Here is a 23,105-nt window from a genome sequence, read left to right on the forward strand (position 1 = left end):
TGACATTTCTTTGGATAATCAAACAAATAATGATCAAGCGAAACAGCTGAGACAGACTGTTAAGGACAATCGTGACGGAAACAGAAATTTAACAAAACTCCCACCTAGAAGTGAAGTTCATAAGGATAAGAAGAAAAAAACAAAATTTAAAATAAAATATCCGGTTATTCGTTTATTAGCACTTCTATTTGTATTAATTCCGATTTTTATCTTAAGCTATATGTACCAAAATAAAGATGAACTCATAAAAACAAATGCACCAAAGCAATCAACTGAGAACCACGATACGATAGACTTTGCAGAAAATAGTAAAATCGAATTGGAAGAAGAGGAAGAGAGCAGCAATAGTGAAGAAAATAGTAGAAATAGTGAGAGCACTACGGAAAACGATGATATTAAAACCACATCTAAACCTGAAGATGATTCTGTAGAAGGTCCTTCTAGTAGTGATAGTAATACACCTTCAACAAAGCCTTCATCGTCAGAAAGCAAAAATGAAAGCTATACGATTACATACCACAAGGTAAAAGATGATGAGACACTCTTTAGTATTTCCATTCAATACTATAAGAGTAGGGATGGCGAGCAATTAATTAGGGAATGGAATAACCTAGATCATGCGAAGATATTCGAAGGGCAAGTCTTGAAGATTCCTATAAAAGATAAAACCGGGAAGTAAAATCATTTTACAAGGAAAGTAAGTAGCTGATTTTAAATTTTCAGCTACTTTTACTTTGCTTTATGTTGGTGTCAGTCATGTTTTCTTTAAAATATAAGAAGAGTATAAAAATTCAAACCGAATTTTGGTATCTTGCTCCGGGTGCGCCTTGCGCTTTTCTTACTAGAAAAATATCTTTTTATCCTTTTCATCTTTAAGGATCTCTACCGCTTCTCTAAATCGTTGTGAATGTATTATTTCGCGTTCGCGTAAAAAGCGAAGACTGTCGTTTAAATCGGGATCATCGCTCATGTTAATAATCCATTGATAGGTTGCTCTTGCTTTTTCCTCAGCAGCAATATCCTCATATAAATCGGCAATTGGGTCACCTTTTGCTTGAATATAAGTGGCAGTAAAAGGGGCACCCGCAGCGTTATGATAAAATAAAGCTGAGTCATGATTAACATAATGTGGAGCCAAACCTTCTGCTTTTAACTGCTCAGGAGTGGCGTCCTTTGTTAGTTTATAGATCATCGTTGCAATCATTTCTAAATGAGCTAACTCCTCAGTTCCAATATCATTTAGTAGTCCTATTACCTTATCTGGAATTGTATACCTTTGGTTTAAATAACGCAGTGCAGCAGCTAATTCTCCATCAGCCCCTCCATATTGTTCAATTAAATACTTTGCTAATCTAGGATTACACGTACTAACTTTAACAGGATATTGTAACTTTTTTTCATAAACCCACATTCGATGTCATTCCTCCCCCTTGATTTTTCTGTTGCCATTTCTATATTTTAAACCTGCCAAGGCCATGGGGTGTCATTCCAACTCCAAGGATAAGTAGAGTAGCTATGACCATATTGAAGCAATGGACCAAACTGTGCTTCATACTGTTTAGCAATCTTTTTTCTCTCAAGTGCATAGGAGTTAAATTGTTGAATTGCTTGATAATCATTTGGGTGGGTGTCTAGGTACAAATTAAGTTCTACTAGAACGAAATCAACTGCCTGTAATTCTTCAAGTAATGAGTAAAATTCTGGGGGCATATTTTTCATTGACCTTCCTCCCTTTTAGAAGTTTCGTAAGGGTTATAGTAAGGGTCGTAAAATATAGGCCATAATGTACCTTTATATAACGCTTCTTTTGGAGAAAATTGTTGTAAATTGGGTGGTTGAAAGCCTACGTATAAATTTGGCGGAGTAACATATGTTTTAAATGGAATTGGGCGGCATGGATCATATGGGCTTGCATAAGGGTGATAACTTTTTCTGTAAGTAATCATGCTGTAACCTCCTTGGGAGTGAGAAATAGTAACCCTGACTTCAAATCGTCAGTAAGATAATTAGCACATGTCTCACTTTCATCCTTTAATTTAAGGGTTTGTGTTTTAGTCAAATTGAACAGTAATAACAATGGTGTCATTCCATTTTTATGAGAATTATTAAAAATAATACCAACTATTAGGTCATTTACTGCAGTATGTTAAATAAAATAGTGAATACTCCCTTTATTTGTTAAAAGGATAGTAATGATTCATAAATAATGACAAATTTAATATTTGTATAGAAAGGGGGTTTTAGAATGGGATTTAAATTGCTTTGTGGGGTTATCGGGTTTATTTGTGGCTTATTGCTTACAAAATTACTTATTATCGATTCGCCATTTAACGCTTCAGAGTTAATGATAGAATTTATTTTAAATCCTCTCCTATTTTTTGCTGTAATGGTTTGTTTCTTAATTGGCTTTGTAGCTAACTCAGTACTTGTTAAAGAAGCAATACAACAAACCTATTCGTTTTTTTGTAAACAGAACTTTTCAATGGCAAACTTGCTGGTTAGTTATTGTGTAATCATTATTAATTTTGTGGTGTTATTTCAATTAGGCTTTTGGCAAACACTCGTGCTTTCGTGCTTTACTATAATTTATGGTATTATATCAATAGAATTTAAGAGCAACACTGTGTATGAGAGGGATCGTTGAGGAGGAAGTAATGTTTTATTTATATGGAATTATAATTTTTGTATTGCTTTTATTTTTTTATATGTGGAGAGAAGCACATAGGAATAGTGTGAAAGAAGATATAATTTATTTTCAGGATTTTCCTGGTAGCTTTAAACAGTTTAGAATATTTTTCATATCCGATATACATAGAAGAAAAGTTTCACAGCAAATGATTAATAGTGTTATGGGTAAGGTGGATATTGTCGTAATTGGAGGGGATCTTGCAGAAAAGGGAGTTCCTTTGGAACGAGTAAAAGATAATATTCTAAGATTAAAAAAATTGGGCCCTACCTACTTTGTATGGGGAAATAATGATTATGAATTAGATTATCATATGCTTGATGCTCTATTATTGGATAGTGGCATTAAAATTTTAGATAATACTGCTGTAATTTTTGAATCTCAAACAGGTGATAAGGTAGCATTACTAGGTGTAGATGATTTAAATGAACAGCGTGATCGCTTAGATCTTGCTCTATTGGATGCAAATAAAGCAGCGTTTAAAATATTAATCTCCCATGATCCTCGGATCATTAGAAAAATAAAGCCAGAGGATGATATTCAATTTGTACTTAGTGGTCATACTCATGGTGGACAAATCCGATTTCTCAATTTTGGATTGTATGAGAAGGGTAAAATAAGCAAAAGAGGAGCTACGACATTATTAGTCAGTAATGGTTATGGTACAACGGCTGTACCACTAAGATTAGGAGCACCGCCAGAAACTCATTTGCTTACCTTAACGGGAGTAAATAAGTAAACATTTTCCAATAGTTATACAAAGTTTACACATAATGTTCAATTCGATATAATCGTTTTAACAATGTTAGGCGCTTTATTGGAGGATTTTATGGAAACACATGGAGGTAAATATAATATAAAAGCAATTTCAAAAATAGTAGGAATCCAACCAGGAACCTTAAGAGCGTGGGAACGACGCTATAAGATGATTGCACCCATCCGTAACGAATCCGGACACCGCTTATATACAGAAGATCACGTAAAAATTATTAAATGGCTAATTGACCAAGTAGATAAAGGCTTTACGATATCGCAAGCAGTCGCATTACTTGAAAATGAGAAGTTTTCTCCACCTTTGACAGAGGAACTAGTAGAAAATGGTGATTTGTCACAAGCTTTCGTACTGGAGTTATTGGATGCTTTACTTTCCTTTAACGAAAACAGTGGAAATGAAATCATGAATAGAGCATTTAGTATATATACAATTGATAAAGTTGTTATTGATATCTTAGGGAACTTGCTTGTAAATATAGGAAATTTACGGGAAGTAGGTAAAATTACATCTGCACATGAACATTTTGCTACTTCTTTTTTAAGAACAAGGATTGGAATGATCATACATTCAACTCCGGCTAACTCAGTATATCCTAAAGCTATTGCTGTATGTGGGCCTAATGAATGTCATGAACTAGGATTATTAATTTTTACGCATTATATTCGCAGACTCGGTTTTGAGGTCATTTATCTTGGTACAAGCATTTCCGAAAATGATTTTGATATAGTATTTGAGCAAGTTAAACCTAAATATCTTTTTCTATCATGTACACTTGAAGAAAATAAGTCTAGTACACTCTCTCTCGTTGATCGCTTGTCGGTACAGCAACCTAGATTAACAATAGGAGTGAGCGGTCATGGTGTTTCAAAGCTTACTTGCGATGAAAAACACCAATATCAAACATATATAGTAGGGGACACAAAAAAACAGTGGGACCAATGGTTGGGTGATAAGCTATCCCATTGATTGATTGTCAAACTACATAAAAAACTTTATAAAATGATTCTAAATATGTAAGAACCATCTTTGGATACTTTCATAAACTAATTGTAGGGAATGTAGGTGTGACGGTTTGGAGGGGTGCTAATGCGACTTGAACGTTTGAACTACAACAAAATCAAGATTTTTTTAACATTTGATGATTTGGTTGATCGCGGCTTGTCGAAAGAAGATTTATGGCATGATTCACTTAAAGTGCATCAGCTTTTTAGGGATATGATTGAAGAGGCTAGTGATGAGTTGGGTTTTGAGGCTAATGGTCCAATAGCAGTCGAAGTATATTCATTACAAGCACAAGGAATGGTTGTAATTGTAACAAAAGATGTGAATGATCTAGAATCATATGACGAAGATTTTACCGATGATTATATTGAAATGCAGGTAACACTTGATCAAAGTGACGAAATATTTTATGAATTTCACTCATTTGAAGATATTATTCAACTGTCAACTAGATTGAAAAATATAAATGTTCTCAGTGGTAAATTATATTCGTTTAATAATAGGTTCTATTTATTATTTGAAGATGAAAACCTTGTTCAAACTGAGAATTTAATTTCTTTATTAGCTGAATTCGGCAATCCTTCAACAATAACAACCTATAAAGTACATGAATATGGTAAACTTTTAATGGCTGAGAATGCAATTCAACAAGTATATAGCTATTTTATTAAAAAGAATACAGAAGACCTCTAAGAACTTGTAGAGGTCTTTGTCATTCTTAAGGATAACAACTAAAAATATCCCTGCAAATATGTATTGTGTAAAAATATATTGTAGTATCGATATAATTGTAATCGTTTACAAAAAGCTAAAAAATTATCCAAAAGTCAATTTTTTAGCTTTGCATGGATGTAAGGAAAGTGTATACTATGTCATGAAAGGCAGACAATAAGATAAAGAGGAAACTCAGTGAAGGTAGCGTGGTGTATAAATAGTTCTTAACTTAATTCAAATAAGAGAGGTTATGTCCATTACGTTTATTTGATTCTTTCATTCATATAATTAGCATTAGATTTTAAATAATAATAAACCAATATGGCAGTGCTTCTTGCCACCGTCTCAAATGATAAAAGGTGAGGCAGCGTCTGTATAATGGTTGTATTTGGGTATCCTGTTAAATTGTTGTATGAATAAAATGGTGTGTTTTCATACAAATAAAGTAAGTAATATACATACTTAGGTTTTTTTATTTTAGTGAAAAGCTAGGTAATAAGTGTTGAGTTTTATTCCTATTTTGTCGCCTTATACTACATTACCAGTGAAAATTTTTGGGAGGTTTACAAATGGTAGCCGATAAGAATACCGATAGTACACAAAACAATCATGATAAACTAGATGTCCTTAAATCAACTCAAACAGTCATACATAAAGCATTAGAAAAACTAGGGTATCCTGAGGAAGTGTATGAATTACTAAAAGAACCTATTCGAATGATGACCGTAAAGATTCCTATTCGAATGGATGACGGTTCAGTTACAATATTTACTGGCTATCGTGCCCAACATAATGATGCAGTTGGTCCGACAAAGGGTGGCATACGTTTCCATCCAAATGTTACAGAAAAAGAAGTAAAGGCTCTTTCAATTTGGATGAGCTTAAAATGTGGTATTGTTGATTTGCCTTATGGTGGGGGTAAAGGTGGTATCGTGTGTGATCCTCGAGATATGTCTTTCCGTGAGCTTGAAAGACTAAGCCGTGGCTATGTACGTGCAATAAGTCAAATCGTTGGACCTACGAAAGACATTCCTGCACCAGATGTCTTTACAAACTCACAAATTATGGCATGGATGATGGATGAGTATAGCCGAATTGATGAGTTTAATTCTCCAGGTTTCATTACAGGAAAACCATTAGTACTGGGTGGATCACACGGTCGTGAGTCTGCTACAGCCAAAGGTGTGACAATATGTATCCGTGAAGCAGCTGCGAAATTAGGTATCCAACTTGAGGGGGCAAGAGTTGTAGTCCAAGGGTTTGGTAATGCAGGAAGCTTCCTTGCTAAATTTATGCATGATGCTGGTGCTAAAGTAATTGGTATTTCAGATGCATATGGTGGTTTACATGACGAGAATGGTTTAGATATTGATTATTTACTAGATCGTCGTGATAGCTTTGGAACTGTAACTAAATTATTTAATAATACAATAACGAATAAAGAGCTACTTGAGCTTGATTGTGATATTTTAGTTCCTGCGGCCATTGAAAATCAAATCACTGAAGAAAATGCCCATAACATTAAAGCAAGTATTGTAGTTGAAGCGGCCAATGGTCCAACAACATTGGAAGCAACTGAAATCCTAACAGAACGTGGAATACTTTTAGTCCCGGATGTATTAGCTAGTGCTGGTGGGGTAACAGTATCATACTTCGAGTGGGTTCAAAATAACCAAGGGTATTATTGGACTGAAGAAGAAGTCGAAGAAAAGCTTGAGAAGGTTATGGTTAAGTCATTCAATAACATTTATGATACATCGCGCAACCGTCGTGTTAATATGCGCCTTGCAGCTTACATGGTTGGTGTTAGAAAAATGGCAGAAGCCTCTCGCTTTAGAGGTTGGATTTAATAGATATTCTGTTTTATCCCACACTTAAGGGGCAATATGACCGCCGCCTCAAAACTTTTAGGGATTCTATGATGTTTAGGTGGGGGATTAACTGCCCATAAAGGTCCGACGAAACACAGGACGTGCATGGCTCCCTAGCATTATAAGTTCAACATACAATCAGTTGGGATGAAGGTAACCCACTATTTTAAGGTTCACTTTATTTGCATCTTTGAATGAAATCTCCTATCATTTTATGATAGGAGATTTTGGTTGTCTAGGGTGACAATTAAACAATGATACAGGTTATTGTATTGTAGGGAGTGGAAATGTTGCAAAAAGAAGAGGTTATCATAGTCGGGGGAGGTCCTTGTGGACTTTCTGCAGCGATTGCACTTGAAGCAAAGGGATACAAACCTTTAGTTATCGAAAAGGGAAATATCGTTAATGCTATATTTAACTATCCAACACATCAAACCTTTTTCAGTTCAAGTGAGAAACTAGAAATTGGTGATGTGCCTTTTATTACAGAGAATAGGAAGCCTGTAAGAAATCAAGCACTCGCTTATTACCGGGAAGTTGCCAAGAGAAAGGAACTTCGAATCAATGCATTTGAAAAAGTTACCTCGATTGATAGAAATGGTAAAGGGACATTTATTGTCGAAACAACTAAAAAAAAATATGAAGCTAACTATATTGTTATCGCTACGGGGTACTATGACCACCCAAATTATATGAATATCATTGGTGAGGAACTAGAAAAGGTGTCACATTATTTCAAGGAAGCACATCCGTATTTTAACAAGGATGTCGTTGTTATCGGTGGAAAAAACTCTAGTATTGATGCTGCCTTAGAGTTAGCAAAAGTAGGTGCAAGGGTAACTGTATTGTATAGAGGATCCGAGTATTCACAGAGTATTAAGCCCTGGATTTTACCAGAATTTGAAGCGCATGTTCGAAATGATTCAATAAAAATGGTATTTGAAGCAAATGTTAAGAAGATAACCGATGAATCAGTTATTTATAGCGTGGAAGAAAGTGAAAAACAAATCAAGAATGACTTTGTGTTTGCTATGACAGGTTATCACCCTGATCATAACTTTCTTAAAAAAGTCGGGGTGCTAACAGAGGAAAGTACAGGGCGTCCTGTTTATAACCAAGAAACAATGGAAACAAACATTAAAGGAATATTTATAGCAGGAGTTATAGCTGCAGGAAATAATGCCAATGAAATTTTTATTGAAAACGGAAGGTTCCACGGTCAATTAATTGCAGACTCGTTAAGACAGAATAATTAAGGGGAACTTACATGGCTCAATTGTCAAATGGTCGCATGAGCCATGTTTATTTATCCCACCTTAAAAGTGCGGTAAGACTCCCCTAATTGCAGTTTCACTTTTTAGTACTTATCTTTACTTGAATTAGGATTATTTTGAAAATAGAAGTTGTAATTCAGCAAGATCCGTTGTTTCCTCCAAGCTAATTAGGAGCTTAATTCTAGCCTTTTGTCCGTTTAGTCCATTTGATAAAATAACTCCAAGTTCTTTTAGTTGTTTTCCTCCTCCATCATAGCTATAAACATCTTGAACAAATCCGTTAAAGCATCTAGATACTAATACAACTGGAATTCCATTTTCAATAAGACTTTTTATTCCACTAACCATACTTGGAGGGAGGTTACCTTGTCCTAACGCCTCAATTATAAGTCCGTTAAACGGGATAGTCCGGATAGCTTGAAGAATCAGATTGTCCATACCAGCATAGGCTTTTAAAAGTAGGACATTTTTTGTTACAGATTTTATATTATAGGTTTCTCTTTGCACAGGGGTATGATGAAACGAAACACCTCGTTTTGTAACAATTCCTAATGGTCCATATTGTGGGCTTTGAAAGGTTGCAATATTACTTGTGTGAGTTTTCGTGACATTTTTTGCTGTATGTATTTCATCATTTAATACGACTAGGACTCCCTTCCCCTTAGCATCATCGCTAGCGGCTACTTTCACAGCTGATATAAGGTTATAAGGCCCGTCCGCTCCTAACTCATTACTAGATCTCATTGCACCAGTCACAACAATCGGTATATCAGATTGAACTGTTAGATCAAGATAATAAGCTGTTTCTTCAAGTGTATCTGTCCCGTGAGTAATAACCGCACCTTCTATATTATCAAACCTTATTCCATCTTCAATTCGCTGTCTTAACATTTGCATTTCTTGTGGTGTAATATGGGGTGATGGTAAGTGAAATAGTTCTTCAACTACGATATTAGCTATATTTGACATAGACAAAGTTGTACCATGAAGCGGATTTTCTTTATCCGGCGCCACAGCTCCAGTTATTTTATCTTCCTTCATCGATATAGTTCCGCCAGTATGAATAATAAGTATTTTTTTCATGGTGTAATAACTCCTTCCAAAATATACAAAACCCTCTATTTTTAAATCTTATAAGTCGTTTTCAATTTAACAATATCATGTTACGATAAAAAAAAATAGAAAGAAATGAGGATCACTTATGTTGGGGGTCATTTCAGCTGGTATTGCACCAGGATTAGCTTTGCTAAGCTATTTTTATCTAAAAGACAGATATGATTCAGAGCCCATTACAATGGTCTTTAGGATATTTGTTTTTGGTGCAATGCTAGTTTTTCCAATTATGTTTATTCAATATGTTTTAGAAGTGGAAAATGTATTTCAATCAACTTTACTAAATGCTTTTATTTCTACAGGATTATTAGAAGAGTTTTTTAAATGGTTTATTTTATTTTACACAGTATATCAGCATTCTGAATTTGATGAACACTATGATGGGATTGTCTATGGAGCATCTGTATCATTGGGTTTTGCAACTTTAGAAAACATCTTGTTTTTAATAGCAAACGGTGTCGAATTCGCAGTTGGCAGGGCGTTATTACCAGTATCAAGCCATGCTTTATTTGGTGTAATAATGGGATTTTATCTTGGGAAAGCAAAACTATCAAGTAAAGATGCTAAAAAAAAATGGGTATTCCTTGCTTTATTTATACCGTTTCTCCTTCATGGTTTTTATGATTATATCTTACTTACTAGGCAAAAGTGGTTATTTTATATGCTTCCATTTATGATTTTTTTATGGTGGTTTGGATTAAGAAAAGTAAAATTAGCAAGACAGTAACTATACATTCGGTAGCAATCATCTAGGTCTGACACGTTGTCAGGCTTTTTTCGTTGTTTAGGAATTTATAAAATTTTAAGGTTGTGTATAACTTCGTGTCTCTGTCTATCTACGTCTAGCTCCGTGCGCCTTGCGCTTCTCTTATTTTCTCAGGATGAAATTTCTCAGAATCTGAATAAAATACCAACTTCTACAGAAAATACAATTAAGTGTATATAGAATTTTATTAGGGAGGTAAATAAGAATGAACTTTAAAACGTTCATATTGTTCCCAATAATTATTGTTATGTTTGGAACAGTCATATTTGGAAGTTTTAATGCAGCTAAAGTAGATGCATTTTCAGAACAAATCATCCAAAGAGGAGCGACTGGTGATGATGTAATAGAGCTGCAATCAAGACTCCAGTATAATGGATATTATCATGGAACAATTGACGGTGTATATGGTTGGAGCACTTATTGGGCAGTCCGAAACTTTCAAAAAGCATTTGGTTTAACAGAAGTAGATGGCTTAGTAGGGCATAGTACAAAAGATATGTTAATAAGAGCCACAAAATATAATCAACCTTTTGTATATGACAACCTAAAAAAAGGTAACCGATTTACGCATTATGGTGGTGTCCCGTGGAAAATACAATCCGCACCATCACAAGAAACAATTGAAAAAGCAAAGAAAAGTGCTGAAAAAATGAAAATTGCGCAGGAACAACAATACCAAGCGCAAGGCCAAGGGGAAAATCAGCAAGATCAACAACATCAAGGACAAGGCCAAAAACAGCAAAATAAGCAACAGGCTGGGCAAGAAGGGGAACAAAATCAAGGACAGCAACAACAAAATCACCAACATACCAAGCAACAAGGTCAACAACAGCACGAGCACAAAGGACAGCAACAAGGTCAGCAACAGCACGAGCACAAAGGACAGCAACAGGCACAGCAACAAGGTCAGCAACAGCACGAGCACAAAGGACAGCAACAGGCACAGCAACAAGGTCAGCAAAATCAAGAGCAGACCCAGGAACAACAAAAGCAGCAGCCCCAAACGAACCAGCAACCACCACAGGAACAACAGCAAGAACCAGAGCCCGAGGCCCAGAAAAAACAGCCAGAGACTCCGCAACAAGAGGAAAAACAAGGTCCTACTGCTGCCAATATGCCGGGTGGGTTTTCGCAAAATGATATCCAGTTAATGGCGAATGCTGTGTATGGAGAAGCAAGAGGAGAAGAGTATATTGGACAGGTTGCGATTGCAGCGGTTATTTTGAACCGTCTCAATAGTCCAACATTCCCTAATACAGTATCAGGAGTAATATTTGAACCATTAGCTTTTACTGCTGTTGCAGATGGACAAATTTGGTTAACTCCAAATGAACAGGCAAAAAAAGCGGTATTAGATGCTGTTAATGGTTATGACCCAACTGGAAATGCTACTTACTACTTTAATCCGGATACAGCAACAAGTAAATGGATTTGGGGTAGACCTCAAATCAAGAGGATCGGAAAGCACATTTTCGCTAAATAGGAAGGTGAATAATAATGCTAAGAGGTATTTTTATTACTATATTAACAATAGGAGTTATAGGAACATCTTATTGGGGCTATAAAGAGCATCAAGAAAAAAATGCCGTATTAATTCAGGCGGAAAATAACTATCAACGTGCGTTTCATGATTTAACATACCAAATTGACTTACTAAACGATAAGATTGGAACGACTTTAGCAATGAGTTCTCGTGATTCACTATCTCCAACTCTTGCAGAAGTTTGGAGAATCACATCTGAGGCTCATTCAGATGTAAGTCAGTTACCTTTAACGTTACTTCCTTTCAATAAAACGGAAGAGTTTCTGGCTAATATAGGTGATTTTAGTTATAGAGCAGCGGTGCGAGATTTAGAGAAGGAACCATTAACAACTAAGGAGTATGAATCCTTGCAGAGTCTGTATAAAAACTCTGCGGAAATTCAAAAGGAATTGAGAACAGTTCAACATTTAGTTATTGATAATAACCTACGTTGGATGGATGTAGAATTGGCGTTAGCCTCTGGTGAAAAACAGGCAGATAACACAATAATTGATGGTTTTGAAACAGTTGAAAAGAATGTAGCTGCATATTCTGAATCAGAGTTCGGAGAAACGATGACAGTAATGCAAAAAGGACGTGGAGATGGCGAATTTAAGAATTTAGAAGGTGAAGAAATAGATGAAAATGAAGCGAAAGAAGTGGCTAGAAAATTCTTAGGCTTGAAAAAAGAGATTAAAATGAATGTCGCTGAAAATGGTGAAGGTGCCAGCAATGGTTTTTATAGTTTATCTATCCATGACCCTAAGGCGAAGAATGAAACGTTTATGGATATTACAAAAAAAGGTGGATATCCAATTTGGGTGCTCCAAAATAGGGAGATTAAAGACCAAAAAATAAGTTTGAACGAAGCTTCTACTATAGCAGCAAAGTTTCTCAAGGATCATAAGTTTGATGATCAAGTATTGTATGAAAGTGCTCAATATGATAACGAGGCCGTGTTTACATTTGTAGCAAATATCAACGGGGTGAGAGTGTATCCAGATTCTATAAAGATGAAAGTTGCGTTAGATGATGGGAAAATTAGTGGATTTTCGGCAAGAGATTACTTAATTTCCCATCAAGAGAGAGAGATTCCAAATCCGACAATTTCAATCGATGAAGCAAAGAAAAAGATGAATGCAAACCTAACTGTTATGGAAGATTATAAAGCGCTAATTATTAATGATATTGGCGAAGAAGTACTTTGTTATGAGTTTTTAGGTACGATTGATAACGATACCTATCGTATCTTCATTAATGCTGAAACTGGTTTCGAAGAAAAGGTAGAGAAATTAAAAAATCCAGAGCCGTTATATAAGCAAATTTAAACAAGTAATTGTTGTACTAAGACAAGGGAAGGCGAATAATGCTTTCCCTTTTTTTTAATCCATGATTTAATATTAGTATAGGATACCATCGTAAATAGTAGGGGTCTTTCTCTTAATGAGAAATATTTAGGTAAATATATATAATAGCGGAGAGAGTGATTAACTTTGTTGAAAATAGGGGATACGATCACCCTTGAGCCAAAATATAATGTTGAAGATGAATCATACAGGTGTAGGGTCGTCGAAAAAAAGGCAAATAAAATTTATATTGATTATCCCATTAATGACAAAACTGGTCGTACAGTCTTTCTAATTGATGGTACCCAGTTAAAGGCCTCTTTTGTAGGTAAGGATAATACTGTATACCTCTTTGATACAGGTGTGTTAGGTCGTTATAAACAAACAATACCGATGATAATTCTTGCTTATCCAGGTATTGAAAATCTTATTCGTGTTCAAAGAAGACAATACGTACGAATAGATACAGCGATTGATGTTGCTGTACATTCCGAAAATAAGAAATTCACTCCGTTTGTATCAGTTACAAATGATATCAGTGCAGGGGGGTCATCGATTATACTTCCCAAAAATTCAAATTTGAGTGCGGGTCAATCAATTCTAACTTGGTTTGTGATACCACTTCTTTCAGGTGAATATCAATATTTGAAACTAAAAAGTAAGGTTATTAGAATTGTACTAGGTAAAAACGGTGAAAGGAATAAGGCATCCCTACAGTTTACAGAAGTTAATGAGATTAAGCGGCAACATTTAATAAAGTTCTGTTTTGAACGTCAACTAATCCAGCGGAAAAAAGGTGTTTCCCAATAGCCCTGGTTAATTTCCCAAATTTTTTCACATACTATAACTATAGTGTCTAAATTTGGTAAAGGATGTTGATTGGAATGAAAAGATTAGAAGGAATTCTGTTAAAGCTTGCAATAGTACAGTTTATTTTTTTAATTATTGCCCAAATGCTGCTTATGCAAAGTGAACTCACTCCATATTTAACAAAAATTCAGGATTATGAAGGAATCAACGGTAATAAATATGTTAAAACAATAGAAACGATGTTAGAGGAACAATAAACTTCATAGGTTCCCATAGCGTCAAATCGAGGTAGGTTTTTTAGGAGGTAAAGATTGGATTGAGAATGATGAAAAAAAGTATATCAATCGCTATAGATGGTCCAGCCGCAGCTGGTAAAAGTACTGTAGCAAAAATAATAGCAGATAAACTATCGTACATATATATTGATACTGGAGCTATGTATAGAGCTCTTACTTATAAAGCACTTCAACAGGGTGTTGACCTAAATAATGAAGAGCTTTTAATGAATGTCCTTACTTCTACATATATTGAATTAAAGCCCGGTAAAAATGGACAATTAGTGTTTGTAAATGAGGAGGATGTAACTGATCGAATACGATCTGGTGATGTAACTAATTCAGTATCAATTGTAGCAAAACATCGGTTAATTCGAGCAGAGATGGTTAAACGACAACAGCAACTTGCACGTAGTGGTGGAGTTGTAATGGATGGTAGAGACATCGGTACGCATGTATTGCCAAATGCTGAAGTGAAAGTGTTCCTACTTGCTTCAGTTGAGAAGAGAGCACAACGTCGCCACGAGGAAAATTTATCAAAGGGTTTTCATTCAAATCTAGAAGTACTTATGAAAGAAATAGGAATCCGCGATAAACTAGATTCTGAAAGAGAAGTAGCTCCATTACGTAAAGCTTGCGATGCAATTGAAATTGATACAACTTCATTATCAATTAATGAGGTTGTGACACGTATTATCGAGTTGGCCCAGGAAAGGAACTGATCTTATATGAATTTTTATTCTTTTGCCAGAGGAGTAGTTTCTATTGCATTGTCCCCTCTTTATAGAATAGAGGTCATTGGGACTGAAAATATACCTTCAACTGGTTCAGTATTAATTTGCTCAAATCACATAGAGAATTTTGATCCGCTTATAGTGGGTATTACATCCCCGCGGGCAATCCATTTTATGGCGAAGGAAGAGCTTTTTAATGTTCCTGTTATGGGAAAAATAGTATCAAAAGTGAATGCTTTTCCTGTTAAAAGAGGAATGAGTGATCGAGAAGCACTTCGTAAAGGGTTAAAAGTCCTAAAGGATAATAATGTGTTAGGCCTTTTCCCTGAGGGGACACGAAGTAAAGATGGCAAATTAGGTAAGGGGCTTGCTGGTGCTGGTTTTTTTGCTATTAGGTCTAATGCTACTGTTATTCCCTGTGCTATAATTGGTCCATATAAGCTATTTGGTAGATTAAAAGTAGTCTATGGTAGACCAATTGATATGGAAGCATTACGCGAACAAAAAGCTTCGGCTGAGGAAACAACAGACAAAATTATGAATTCGATTGGCGAATTAATTGAAAAATTTTAATAGTTTAGCAATTTTCCCTTGACAAAAAGTAGCATTTATTAGAAGTTAGTAAAAAGAGAATTTTTTACTTTTTATTTTAAGATAAGAAACCAACATGGCTACCATTCAAATAGCCACCATCTACAATGAAAAAGTTAATTCATTGATTGAATATTGTAGTTCTATTTTGGAAATGCTATTAATTTTTTTGTGTTAAAAAAGTGGTATTTTCATAAAGGTGATTAATATAACCACATACATAACATAAAAATTCAGGGAAAAGACAGTAGTTAAGTTGGTGGGATTTAAGGAGGAATTGGAATGGTTGAAGACATGAATCAAGTAGAATTTAGAGACCTAGAAGTTGGAGAAATCGTAACTGGTAAAGTGACTAAGGTTGAAGAAAAACAAGTAATAGTAGGCATAGAGAATAGTAAATTGGATGGCATCATTCCAATTAGTGAACTGTCAAGTCTACATGTAGAAGCAGCTAGTGATGTGGTGGTAGAAGGTGAAGAGTTAGAGCTAAAAGTAATTAAGGTTGAAGAAGAGGCTTTAATCCTATCAAAGAAGGCTGCACTTGCTGATGTTTCTTGGACTAACTTGGAGCAAAAGTTCGAGTCTGGAGAAGTTTTTGAAACTGAAGTTAAAGATGTAGTAAAAGGTGGACTTGTGGTTGACCTTGGTGTAAGAGGTTTTATACCCGCATCATTAGTTGAGGCACATTTTGTGGAGGATTTTACTGAATACAAAGGCCGAAACTTAACGGTTAAGGTTGTTGAACTGGATAAAGATAAAAATCGTGTGATATTGTCACATCGTGCTGTGGTAGAACAAAACCAAGCTAACAAAAAACAACAAGTTTTTGACTTAATTAAAGTTGGAACTGTTATTGAGGGAACTGTTCAACGTTTAACTGATTTCGGGGCATTTGTTGATATTGGTGGCATTGATGGACTTGTTCATATTTCTCAGTTAGCTCATAGTCATGTCGAAAAGCCTTCAGACGTAGTGCAAGAAGGGCAAAAAGTAAATGTTAAGATTCTTTCAATTGACCGTGATAATGAAAGAATATCTCTTTCTGTTAAGGAAACACTACCTGGACCATGGGCGAATATTTCTGAGAAACTAAAACGCGGAGATGTTGTTGAAGGTACAGTAAGGCGCCTTGTTCCATTCGGTGCGTTTGTAGAGGTTTTATCTGGTGTGGAAGGATTAGTCCATATTTCCCAAATTTCGCATAAACATATTGGCGCTCCTAGCGAAGTGTTAAAAGTAGGTCAAAAAGTAAGTGTGAAGATCCTAGAAGTAAATGAAGGAGAACAACGTATTTCTCTAAGTATTAAAGATTTAGAGGAAGATCCATCTCAAGAAGATTATAGCCAGTATCAACAACAGCAAGATGAGCCTTCGGGTTTTCAGCTTGGTGAAATGATAGGTGATAAATTAGATAAACTAAATAAACTAAAATAATGGTGATAAATTGTGAGCAGAGCAAAGCGAAAATTAGATCATATACAACATGCAATTTCAACGGGTCAAAGTCGAGCTCATGGGTTTCTTGATATAACTTTTGTTCACCAAAGCTTACCTAATGTATCAGTAAGTGACATCGATCTACAAACTGTTATAGGCGAACTTTATATAAGTTCGCCCATTTTTATAAATGCTATGACAGGTGGTGGTGGTGAAGAAACGCGTAGAATAAATGGTGCACTTGCAAGAGTGGCGAACTTATGTGGGATTGGTATGGCAGTTGGTTCACAGATGTCAGCAATAAAAGACCCTAGTGAGCGTCCAACCTATGAAATAGTAAGAGAATCTAATCCAAATGGAATTATATTTGCTAATCTTGGTAGTGAGGCAACGATTGATGATGCTAAGCAGGCTATTGACATGATTGAAGCAAATGGTCTTCAAATTCATTTGAATGTTATACAAGAATTGGTCATGCCTGAAGGGGATAGAAGCTTTACGAATGCTCTTAAAAGAATTGAGGCAATCGTTAAAGCTATCGAAGTTCCTGTCATGATTAAGGAAGTTGGTTTTGGTATAAGTGTAGAAACAGCTGAACAATTAAAAAATAGTGGGGTATCCATTATTGACGTAGGCGGTTATGGTGGTACAAATTTTTCTGCAATTGAAAATAAGCGACGTAGTCATATCTTAGATTATTTTGATGATTGGGGTATAACAACATCTGCATCCATTGTGGAAGTTAGTAGTGTACAGGATCCATTACCTATAATAAGCTCAGGTGGTCTACAAAGTGCCTTGGACATTGCTAAATCTATCTCATTAGGTGCATCAGCTACTGCGTTTGCAGGCTATTTCTTAAAGATTCTTTTGTCAGAAGGTGAAGAAAAGTTAATTGTTAAAATCACCCAAATTCAAGACGATTTAAAAATGATAATGACAGCATTGGGTAGAAAAACAATTAATGAACTTCAGCAAGCACCTATCGTGATAAGTGGAGATACCTACCATTGGTTACAACAACGTGGGATAGATACAACTAAATTTAACCGAAGAAAAACGTCTCTAAAGTAGAGACGTTTTTTCAATTTTTTATACCTGATTCTCAGGTTTCCGACATGGGAACTAATCAGAGGGTCTAAAATTTATTTTTTTAACCTTTTCTAAATAGTTGAAATTGCTATTTATTTCTTTCTCTCGACTCTTTGGCACTCTCTAATCTTGTCGAACCAGGATAGTCTAGTGATTGATTCCGGTCAGATTCAACACGCTTATTTTCTCTTAACTTTTTTTCCTGACGATCTCGTCCCATCTTCTATTAATCCCTCCTTTTGTACTACAACTCAAATGTATCCCGGATTAACGGGCAAAAAGACCCCCACTTCATAACTAAGAGAATACGAAGAAGTTTAAGTGGGGGATGAAAGCAACCCCCCACTTAGGGAAGTTTCCTTTATGGAGTTCACTTTATAGTATTTGTGAAAAAAATCACGAATATTCAATGGATTTTTGTTTTTTTTGTATTAGTGGGATTAATTTTCATAAAAAAAGAAATAATGGGGATGATAGGAGGCAGGGATATGGATGGTATTTATTTTTATTGGATAGCTTGGATAATATGGACATTAAGCACATTTTTTATGAAGAAAAATAATGAAAGATTAATCATTACTATCATAATTTTAATGCTGATTATATTTTCGGCAACTATATTACAGGTAGCTACTTTTAAAATTAATGCTTCCCTCCTTATTGCACTACTAAGCAGTTATTTATTTTTATCAATAAATACCAAAAATAAAACTAGAAGAATTGTATACATCCTCTTATGTACGTTAACGATAACAACTGCGTATGTCAGCTTTCAATTATTCGAGCTGTTTGACCCTATTTGGCTCGTATTTAACCGTAAAATTATGCTAGCCTTTTGTTTAGTGTACTTAACTTTATTGTTAGTAAAAGATGCAAAGACCAGAATAATCTGTGCGGTGATTGGTGCTAGTCAAGGAGAGTTTTTATACGCCTTTATTCTAAGTGACTTTCGTTTTGATTACGAAGTAGGTTCTTTGCTATTTTTTGATGTTCTTGCCATTAGTGTCTTTACTCTCTTTATATGGGGTTCATTAGAGGATCTCGTGCAATATTTTGATACATATTTTCAGAAAACAACAAAGGAGAAACATGGATGATATGAATGAATATACGTATCCTATACTTTTGGGAGTATTTTTTGGAGTAATTAGTAGAATTTATATGCTTAAGACTGATTATCGTCAATACCCTACCTATTTACATGGGAAAATAATACATGTTGCACTTGGATTTATTGCTGCGGGGTTGGGTACAATTGCTGTACCTTCGATAATGGAACAAGAATTTACGGCAATTACATTTCTAACAATTGCTGCATCACAATTTCGTGATGTACGAAATATGGAGAGAAATACGTTAACTGAACTAGATCATTATGAACTTGTTACACGAGGAACTACATATATTGAAGGAATTGCTATAGCATTTGAGAGTCGAAATTATTTAGTTATTTTTACATCCTTTTTAACTACTTTTGCTTATCTAGTCTTCAATGTATGGATAGGGATAATCGTTGGTATTATCACGATTATAATTTCTAAAAAACTAATGTCTGGTAGTAAACTTAAACAAATAGTAGATATCGAATATGTAAAACCAAGATTTGAAGGTGCGGGATTATATGTTGATAATATTTATATTATGAATATCGGTTTGCCAGCAAGACAAGCTGATGTTCTTCGCTATGGGATGGGGTTTGTTTTAAAACCGAAAAGTTTTAATGCTCGCTCTACAATTGCAAATCTTGGTCAAAGGCAGGCGATTTTACATGATGTATCAACGGCATTGGGTGTATATCGTGATTCGGGTACACCAGCATTAGTGCCACTTGCTAAACGGGATTTAGATGATGGGCGTGTAGGAATCTTTGTTTTACCACAAGAAAAAGACATTGAGAAAGCAATTGCGATAATTGGTCAAGTACCAACTCTTGAAAATGCAATTCGGATGCCAACGGAATCAAAAGCGAATAAGAAAGGTCGAAAATTGGAATGAATATAGAAAAGTTCATATTGGCTGTTATAACTACAAAACCTAATATGGTCACAGGTAGTGCTTCAGTTTTCACCTGTGCAACAAAAGAAGAAATGGAATTCATTGCTGCAAACCTCGAAGCTATCTTAGATGGTATTGCCCACGCATTAGGTGATGATTTATACGTAATAGTTAAGCATTAACATGTTTAGATTGTTGAATTATAACATCTTTGATAGAATGTAACAGTTAGGCCCTTCTTCGATTCGGAAGGGTTTCTTTAATAATAGTAGAGCCATGTTCCACAATAGGTTAACGATACTATAAAGTGTAAAGCATACATATGCAATATAATATTATTTTTTGAACAAACCTTATACCTACTACGTTAGGAAAAATAAATGAATCGAAAGGGAATAGAACATTTAGGAAGGATGTTTTTGTATGGTAAAACCAGTTGTTGCAATCGTTGGACGTCCCAATGTTGGAAAATCAACAATCTTTAATCGGATTGTAGGTGAAAGAATTTCGATTGTTGAAGATATACCGGGTGTGACGAGAGATAGAATTTATAGTTCTGCGGAATGGTTAAATAAAGAATTTAATATAATTGATACGGGTGGTATTGAGATTGGTGATGCTCCATTTCTTACTCAGATCAGGCATCAGGCTGAAATAGCGATAGATGAAGCAGACGTGATCATTTTTATGACAAATGGTCGAGAAGGGGTTACGGGAGCTGATGAAGAAGTTGCTAAGATCCTTTATCGGTCGAAAAAGCCTGTTGTTTTAGGTATTAACAAAGTGGACAATCCCGAAATGAGAGAGCAAATTTATGATTTTTATGCACTAGGTTTTGGTGAACCTTTACCTATTTCAGGTTCGCATGGTTTAGGTCTCGGGGACTTGTTAGATGCAGTTATTGGTCACTTTCCTACTGAGGGAACAGAAGATTATGGTGATGACATAATTAAATTTAGTCTAATCGGACGCCCTAATGTAGGGAAATCTTCATTGGTTAATGCATTGTTAGGTGAAGAACGAGTTATTGTGAGTGATATAGCCGGGACAACTCGTGACGCAGTTGATACAAAATATACTTATGAAGGTAGAGAATATGTCATCATAGATACAGCAGGTATGAGAAAGAGAGGAAAGGTGTATGAGAGCACTGAAAAATATAGTGTTCTAAGAGCACTACGAGCAATCGAACGATCTGATGTTGTCTTGGTGGTTTTAGATGCCCAAGAAGGTATCATTGAACAAGATAAGAAAATAGCTGGTTATGCCCATGAAGCGGGTAGAGCTGTTGTCATTGTTGTGAATAAATGGGATGCGATTGAAAAAGATGAAAAAACAATGAAAGAGTTCGAAGAAAAAATTAGAGCCCATTTCTTATTTTTAAGTTATGCACCAATCGTTTTTCTATCTGCATTAACGAAAAAAAGAACACATACGTTGGTCCCAATGATTGATAAAGCTAGTGAAAATCACGCCTTCCGTGTCCCTACAAATGTATTAAATGATGTTGTCATGGATGCAGTAGCAATGAACCCAGCACCTGCGGATAAAGGTGTGCGTTTAAAGGTCTATTATGTAACACAAGTGGCTATTAAACCACCTACTTTTGTTGTTTTTGTTAATGAACCGGAATTAATGCACTTTTCATATGAAAGATTTTTAGAAAATCGCCTACGTGAATCCTTTGGGTTTGAAGGTACACCCATTAAGCTAATAGCAAGGGCACGAAAATAAGCCATAGGGATGTGATTACTTGTGGAACGAATAACAGTAGTTGGTGCGGGTAGTTGGGGAACAGCTCTTGCAATGGTGCTTGCCTGTAATGGGCATGAGGTTAGGCTATGGGGCCATAAGGAAGAACAAATTAATGAAATAAATTCAAATCATACTAACGCTAAATACTTACCAGGTATTTCTTTACCTCCATCAATAAAAGGATATTATTCGCTTGAACAGGCTTTGGAAGGTATAGCAACGATAATTTTGGCTGTCCCCACAAAAGCTATACGGGAAGTATTAAAAAATATTTGTTCTATCATAAATTCCCCACTGACCGTTGTCCATGTAAGTAAAGGAATTGAGCCTGATTCACTAATGAGAGTATCAGAAATCATTGAAGATGAAATGCCTGATTACCTTTTAAACAGTGTAGTGGTATTGTCAGGTCCGAGTCATGCTGAAGAAGTTAGTTTAAGACATCCAACAACTGTCACGGTTTCTTCGAAAGATATGAAAGCCACTGACTATGTCCAAGACCTTTTTATGAACCAACATTTTCGTGTTTATACGAATCCAGACATTGTTGGGGTTGAAATTGGTGGGTCTTTAAAAAATATTATCGCACTAGCTGCTGGGATAACAGATGGTTTGGGTTATGGAGATAATGCCAAAGCTGCATTAATTACCAGAGGTTTAGCTGAGATTGCAAGACTTGGCAGTGCATTGGGGGCAAATCCATTAACGTTTTCAGGACTAACTGGAATTGGCGATTTAATCGTTACCTGTACAAGTGTTCATTCCAGAAACTGGCGTGCAGGTAATTTATTAGGAAAAGGCCAAAATCTAGAACAAGTTCTTGAAAATATGGGGATGGTTGTCGAAGGGGTAAGAACGACAAAAGCAGCATATCAGCTTGCAGAAAAAATGGATGTGAAAATGCCAATAACGTATGCTTTATATGATGTACTCTTTAACAATAAGGATGTAAAAGCTGCTGTCGATAGCCTAATGACAAGAGTAAAGACGCATGAGATGGAAGATTTAGCAAACATATTAGGAGAACGGTAATCTAAACTCTTAAGAGGCAAAGTTTGATGTTTGAAGGTCGGTTGTTTGATAATCTTATATCTTGAGTTTCGCACCTAGCAACAATGCGATTTAACCCTTTTTTTAATCGGAAGAAAAAACACGACAGTCCGCATGAACACAAGGTTTTTGGTATGATTAAGGTACCTTACCAAATCTACCAAAAAGGGCGTGTTATCATGCGGACTAACTTGGATGAAATCCAAAAAGTGATAAAAACTCATGGATAATCTATTAATTCGATTATAAGTGATGTGATGAAAACATTCAAATTCAAATCCCTCTGTCACAAGGTTG

At 35.4% G+C, this 23,105-nt stretch carries 26 protein-coding genes; 21 read left to right on the forward strand and 5 right to left on the reverse strand.

Features of this window, described 5'->3' with window-relative positions; translation table 11 throughout:
- The first annotated feature begins 10 nt into the window (after positions 1-10).
- Positions 11-679: a LysM peptidoglycan-binding domain-containing protein gene (locus PY093_RS05605; protein WP_275644895.1), complete on the forward strand. Its 669-nt coding sequence runs from the start codon at positions 11-13 to the stop codon at positions 677-679.
- Positions 680-841: 162 nt separating this feature from the next.
- Here PY093_RS05605 and PY093_RS05610 read toward each other — a convergent pair whose 3' ends face one another.
- From PY093_RS05610 to PY093_RS05620, 3 genes are read right to left on the reverse strand one after another with little or no spacing between them, the layout of a single operon-like run.
- The gene (locus tag PY093_RS05610) at positions 842-1,411 is read right to left on the reverse strand and encodes a manganese catalase family protein (RefSeq protein ID WP_275644896.1); all 570 of its coding nucleotides are present in this window, start codon (positions 1,409-1,411) and stop codon (positions 842-844) included.
- A 47-nt stretch (positions 1,412-1,458) separates the two neighbouring features.
- The gene (locus tag PY093_RS05615; RefSeq protein WP_275644897.1) at positions 1,459-1,719 is read right to left on the reverse strand and encodes a spore coat protein CotJB; all 261 of its coding nucleotides are present in this window, start codon (positions 1,717-1,719) and stop codon (positions 1,459-1,461) included.
- Positions 1,716-1,946 (reverse strand): spore coat associated protein CotJA, encoded by a 231-nt coding sequence (locus PY093_RS05620; protein WP_275644898.1) that lies wholly within the window; start codon positions 1,944-1,946, stop codon positions 1,716-1,718. Before PY093_RS05620 ends, PY093_RS05615 begins: the two co-directional genes overlap by 4 nt.
- 299 nt (positions 1,947-2,245) lie before the next feature.
- On the opposite strand from PY093_RS05620, the gene PY093_RS05625 reads away from it, so the two are divergent.
- From PY093_RS05625 to PY093_RS05650, 6 genes are all read left to right on the forward strand, one after another.
- Positions 2,246-2,644, forward strand: a complete 399-nt coding sequence (locus tag PY093_RS05625) for a hypothetical protein (RefSeq protein ID WP_275644899.1) — start codon at positions 2,246-2,248, stop codon at positions 2,642-2,644.
- Between the two features lie 10 nt (positions 2,645-2,654).
- On the forward strand, positions 2,655-3,425 hold the full coding sequence (locus PY093_RS05630; protein WP_275644900.1) for a metallophosphoesterase: 771 nt from the start codon (positions 2,655-2,657) through the stop codon (positions 3,423-3,425).
- Positions 3,426-3,515: 90 nt separating this feature from the next.
- The gene (locus PY093_RS05635) at positions 3,516-4,427 is read left to right on the forward strand and encodes a MerR family transcriptional regulator (RefSeq protein ID WP_275644901.1); all 912 of its coding nucleotides are present in this window, start codon (positions 3,516-3,518) and stop codon (positions 4,425-4,427) included.
- Positions 4,428-4,547: 120 nt separating this feature from the next.
- Entirely contained in the window at positions 4,548-5,156 is a 609-nt protein-coding gene (locus PY093_RS05640) for a genetic competence negative regulator (protein ID WP_275644902.1), read from the forward strand.
- 590 nt (positions 5,157-5,746) lie between these two features.
- Entirely contained in the window at positions 5,747-7,027 is a 1,281-nt protein-coding gene (locus PY093_RS05645) for a Glu/Leu/Phe/Val family dehydrogenase (protein WP_275644903.1), read from the forward strand.
- Positions 7,028-7,338: 311 nt separating this feature from the next.
- Positions 7,339-8,304: a YpdA family putative bacillithiol disulfide reductase gene (locus PY093_RS05650; protein WP_275644985.1), complete on the forward strand. Its 966-nt coding sequence runs from the start codon at positions 7,339-7,341 to the stop codon at positions 8,302-8,304.
- A 129-nt stretch (positions 8,305-8,433) separates the two neighbouring features.
- Here the strand turns inward: PY093_RS05650 and PY093_RS05655 are convergent, their stop codons facing one another.
- Positions 8,434-9,405 carry an asparaginase gene (locus tag PY093_RS05655; protein ID WP_275644904.1) on the reverse strand — a complete coding sequence of 324 codons (972 nt, stop codon included), beginning with the start codon at positions 9,403-9,405 and terminating at the stop codon, positions 8,434-8,436.
- Positions 9,406-9,523: 118 nt separating this feature from the next.
- Here PY093_RS05655 and prsW point away from each other — a divergent pair, with 118 nt between their 5' ends.
- The 9 genes from prsW to fni all read left to right on the forward strand — a co-directional run bounded on the left by prsW (position 9,524) and on the right by fni (position 17,990).
- Positions 9,524-10,162 (forward strand): glutamic-type intramembrane protease PrsW, encoded by a 639-nt coding sequence (prsW, locus tag PY093_RS05660; RefSeq protein WP_275644905.1) that lies wholly within the window; start codon positions 9,524-9,526, stop codon positions 10,160-10,162.
- Positions 10,163-10,448: 286 nt separating this feature from the next.
- Positions 10,449-11,684, forward strand: coding sequence for a spore cortex-lytic enzyme (gene sleB, locus PY093_RS05665; RefSeq protein WP_275644986.1), 1,236 nt, complete (start codon positions 10,449-10,451; stop codon positions 11,682-11,684).
- A gap of 14 nt (positions 11,685-11,698) precedes the next feature.
- A complete protein-coding gene (gene ypeB, locus PY093_RS05670) occupies positions 11,699-13,051 on the forward strand; it encodes a germination protein YpeB (RefSeq protein WP_275644906.1) in 1,353 nt (450 codons plus the stop codon).
- Positions 13,052-13,216: 165 nt separating this feature from the next.
- Positions 13,217-13,879, forward strand: coding sequence for a flagellar brake protein (locus tag PY093_RS05675; RefSeq protein WP_275644907.1), 663 nt, complete (start codon positions 13,217-13,219; stop codon positions 13,877-13,879).
- 74 nt (positions 13,880-13,953) lie between these two features.
- Positions 13,954-14,136 carry a YpfB family protein gene (locus PY093_RS05680; RefSeq protein ID WP_275644908.1) on the forward strand — a complete coding sequence of 61 codons (183 nt, stop codon included), beginning with the start codon at positions 13,954-13,956 and terminating at the stop codon, positions 14,134-14,136.
- A 68-nt stretch (positions 14,137-14,204) separates the two neighbouring features.
- Complete coding sequence (cmk, locus tag PY093_RS05685) at positions 14,205-14,876, forward strand: (d)CMP kinase (protein WP_275644987.1); 672 nt, start codon at positions 14,205-14,207, stop codon at positions 14,874-14,876.
- 6 nt (positions 14,877-14,882) lie between these two features.
- Positions 14,883-15,461, forward strand: coding sequence for a lysophospholipid acyltransferase family protein (locus tag PY093_RS05690; RefSeq protein WP_275644909.1), 579 nt, complete (start codon positions 14,883-14,885; stop codon positions 15,459-15,461).
- Between the two features lie 300 nt (positions 15,462-15,761).
- Positions 15,762-16,913, forward strand: a complete 1,152-nt coding sequence (gene rpsA / locus PY093_RS05695) for a 30S ribosomal protein S1 (RefSeq protein WP_275644910.1) — start codon at positions 15,762-15,764, stop codon at positions 16,911-16,913.
- 12 nt (positions 16,914-16,925) lie between these two features.
- Positions 16,926-17,990 (forward strand): type 2 isopentenyl-diphosphate Delta-isomerase, encoded by a 1,065-nt coding sequence (fni, locus tag PY093_RS05700; protein WP_275644911.1) that lies wholly within the window; start codon positions 16,926-16,928, stop codon positions 17,988-17,990.
- A 106-nt stretch (positions 17,991-18,096) separates the two neighbouring features.
- Here the strand turns inward: fni and PY093_RS05705 are convergent, their stop codons facing one another.
- Positions 18,097-18,228 (reverse strand): YpzI family protein, encoded by a 132-nt coding sequence (locus PY093_RS05705; protein ID WP_275644912.1) that lies wholly within the window; start codon positions 18,226-18,228, stop codon positions 18,097-18,099.
- 268 nt (positions 18,229-18,496) lie between these two features.
- On the opposite strand from PY093_RS05705, the gene PY093_RS05710 reads away from it, so the two are divergent.
- The 5 genes from PY093_RS05710 (at position 18,497) to PY093_RS05730 (ending at position 22,790) form a co-directional block, all read left to right on the forward strand.
- Positions 18,497-19,105: a YphA family membrane protein gene (locus tag PY093_RS05710; RefSeq protein ID WP_275644913.1), complete on the forward strand. Its 609-nt coding sequence runs from the start codon at positions 18,497-18,499 to the stop codon at positions 19,103-19,105.
- A 1-nt stretch (position 19,106) separates the two neighbouring features.
- Positions 19,107-20,003 carry a YIEGIA family protein gene (locus PY093_RS05715; protein WP_275644914.1) on the forward strand — a complete coding sequence of 299 codons (897 nt, stop codon included), beginning with the start codon at positions 19,107-19,109 and terminating at the stop codon, positions 20,001-20,003.
- Entirely contained in the window at positions 20,000-20,185 is a 186-nt protein-coding gene (locus PY093_RS05720) for a capping complex subunit for YIEGIA (RefSeq protein WP_275644915.1), read from the forward strand. Before PY093_RS05715 ends, PY093_RS05720 begins: the two co-directional genes overlap by 4 nt.
- A gap of 241 nt (positions 20,186-20,426) precedes the next feature.
- Positions 20,427-21,737, forward strand: a complete 1,311-nt coding sequence (der, locus tag PY093_RS05725; protein WP_275644916.1) for a ribosome biogenesis GTPase Der — start codon at positions 20,427-20,429, stop codon at positions 21,735-21,737.
- A gap of 21 nt (positions 21,738-21,758) precedes the next feature.
- A complete protein-coding gene (locus PY093_RS05730) occupies positions 21,759-22,790 on the forward strand; it encodes an NAD(P)H-dependent glycerol-3-phosphate dehydrogenase (protein WP_275644917.1) in 1,032 nt (343 codons plus the stop codon).
- The last annotated feature ends 315 nt before the right edge of the window (positions 22,791-23,105 follow it).

It is taken from the genome of Cytobacillus sp. S13-E01 (assembly GCF_029193815.1).
GTDB lineage: Bacteria > Bacillota > Bacilli > Bacillales > Bacillaceae_L > Bacillus_BV.

Bases quoted from the DNA above. Each gene is read 5' to 3' on its own strand.
- PY093_RS05680 (WP_275644908.1), top strand. From the start codon at position 13,954: ATGAAAAGATTAGAAGGAATTCTGTTAAAGCTTGCAATAGTACAGTTT.
- PY093_RS05610 (WP_275644896.1), bottom strand. From the start codon at position 1,411: ATGTGGGTTTATGAAAAAAAGTTACAATATCCTGTTAAAGTTAGTACG.
- der (WP_275644916.1), top strand. From the start codon at position 20,427: ATGGTAAAACCAGTTGTTGCAATCGTTGGACGTCCCAATGTTGGAAAA.
- PY093_RS05705 (WP_275644912.1), bottom strand. From the start codon at position 18,228: ATGGGACGAGATCGTCAGGAAAAAAAGTTAAGAGAAAATAAGCGTGTT.
- PY093_RS05620 (WP_275644898.1), bottom strand. From the start codon at position 1,946: ATGATTACTTACAGAAAAAGTTATCACCCTTATGCAAGCCCATATGAT.
- sleB (WP_275644986.1), top strand. From the start codon at position 10,449: ATGTTTGGAACAGTCATATTTGGAAGTTTTAATGCAGCTAAAGTAGAT.
- ypeB (WP_275644906.1), top strand. From the start codon at position 11,699: ATGCTAAGAGGTATTTTTATTACTATATTAACAATAGGAGTTATAGGA.
- prsW (WP_275644905.1), top strand. From the start codon at position 9,524: ATGTTGGGGGTCATTTCAGCTGGTATTGCACCAGGATTAGCTTTGCTA.
- PY093_RS05655 (WP_275644904.1), bottom strand. From the start codon at position 9,405: ATGAAAAAAATACTTATTATTCATACTGGCGGAACTATATCGATGAAG.
- PY093_RS05635 (WP_275644901.1), top strand. From the start codon at position 3,516: ATGGAAACACATGGAGGTAAATATAATATAAAAGCAATTTCAAAAATA.
- PY093_RS05715 (WP_275644914.1), top strand. From the start codon at position 19,107: ATGAATGAATATACGTATCCTATACTTTTGGGAGTATTTTTTGGAGTA.
- PY093_RS05640 (WP_275644902.1), top strand. From the start codon at position 4,548: ATGCGACTTGAACGTTTGAACTACAACAAAATCAAGATTTTTTTAACA.
- PY093_RS05625 (WP_275644899.1), top strand. From the start codon at position 2,246: ATGGGATTTAAATTGCTTTGTGGGGTTATCGGGTTTATTTGTGGCTTA.
- PY093_RS05690 (WP_275644909.1), top strand. From the start codon at position 14,883: ATGAATTTTTATTCTTTTGCCAGAGGAGTAGTTTCTATTGCATTGTCC.
- PY093_RS05615 (WP_275644897.1), bottom strand. From the start codon at position 1,719: ATGAAAAATATGCCCCCAGAATTTTACTCATTACTTGAAGAATTACAG.
- rpsA (WP_275644910.1), top strand. From the start codon at position 15,762: ATGGTTGAAGACATGAATCAAGTAGAATTTAGAGACCTAGAAGTTGGA.
- PY093_RS05710 (WP_275644913.1), top strand. From the start codon at position 18,497: ATGGATGGTATTTATTTTTATTGGATAGCTTGGATAATATGGACATTA.
- PY093_RS05630 (WP_275644900.1), top strand. From the start codon at position 2,655: ATGTTTTATTTATATGGAATTATAATTTTTGTATTGCTTTTATTTTTT.
- PY093_RS05720 (WP_275644915.1), top strand. From the start codon at position 20,000: ATGAATATAGAAAAGTTCATATTGGCTGTTATAACTACAAAACCTAAT.
- cmk (WP_275644987.1), top strand. From the start codon at position 14,205: ATGAAAAAAAGTATATCAATCGCTATAGATGGTCCAGCCGCAGCTGGT.
- PY093_RS05645 (WP_275644903.1), top strand. From the start codon at position 5,747: ATGGTAGCCGATAAGAATACCGATAGTACACAAAACAATCATGATAAA.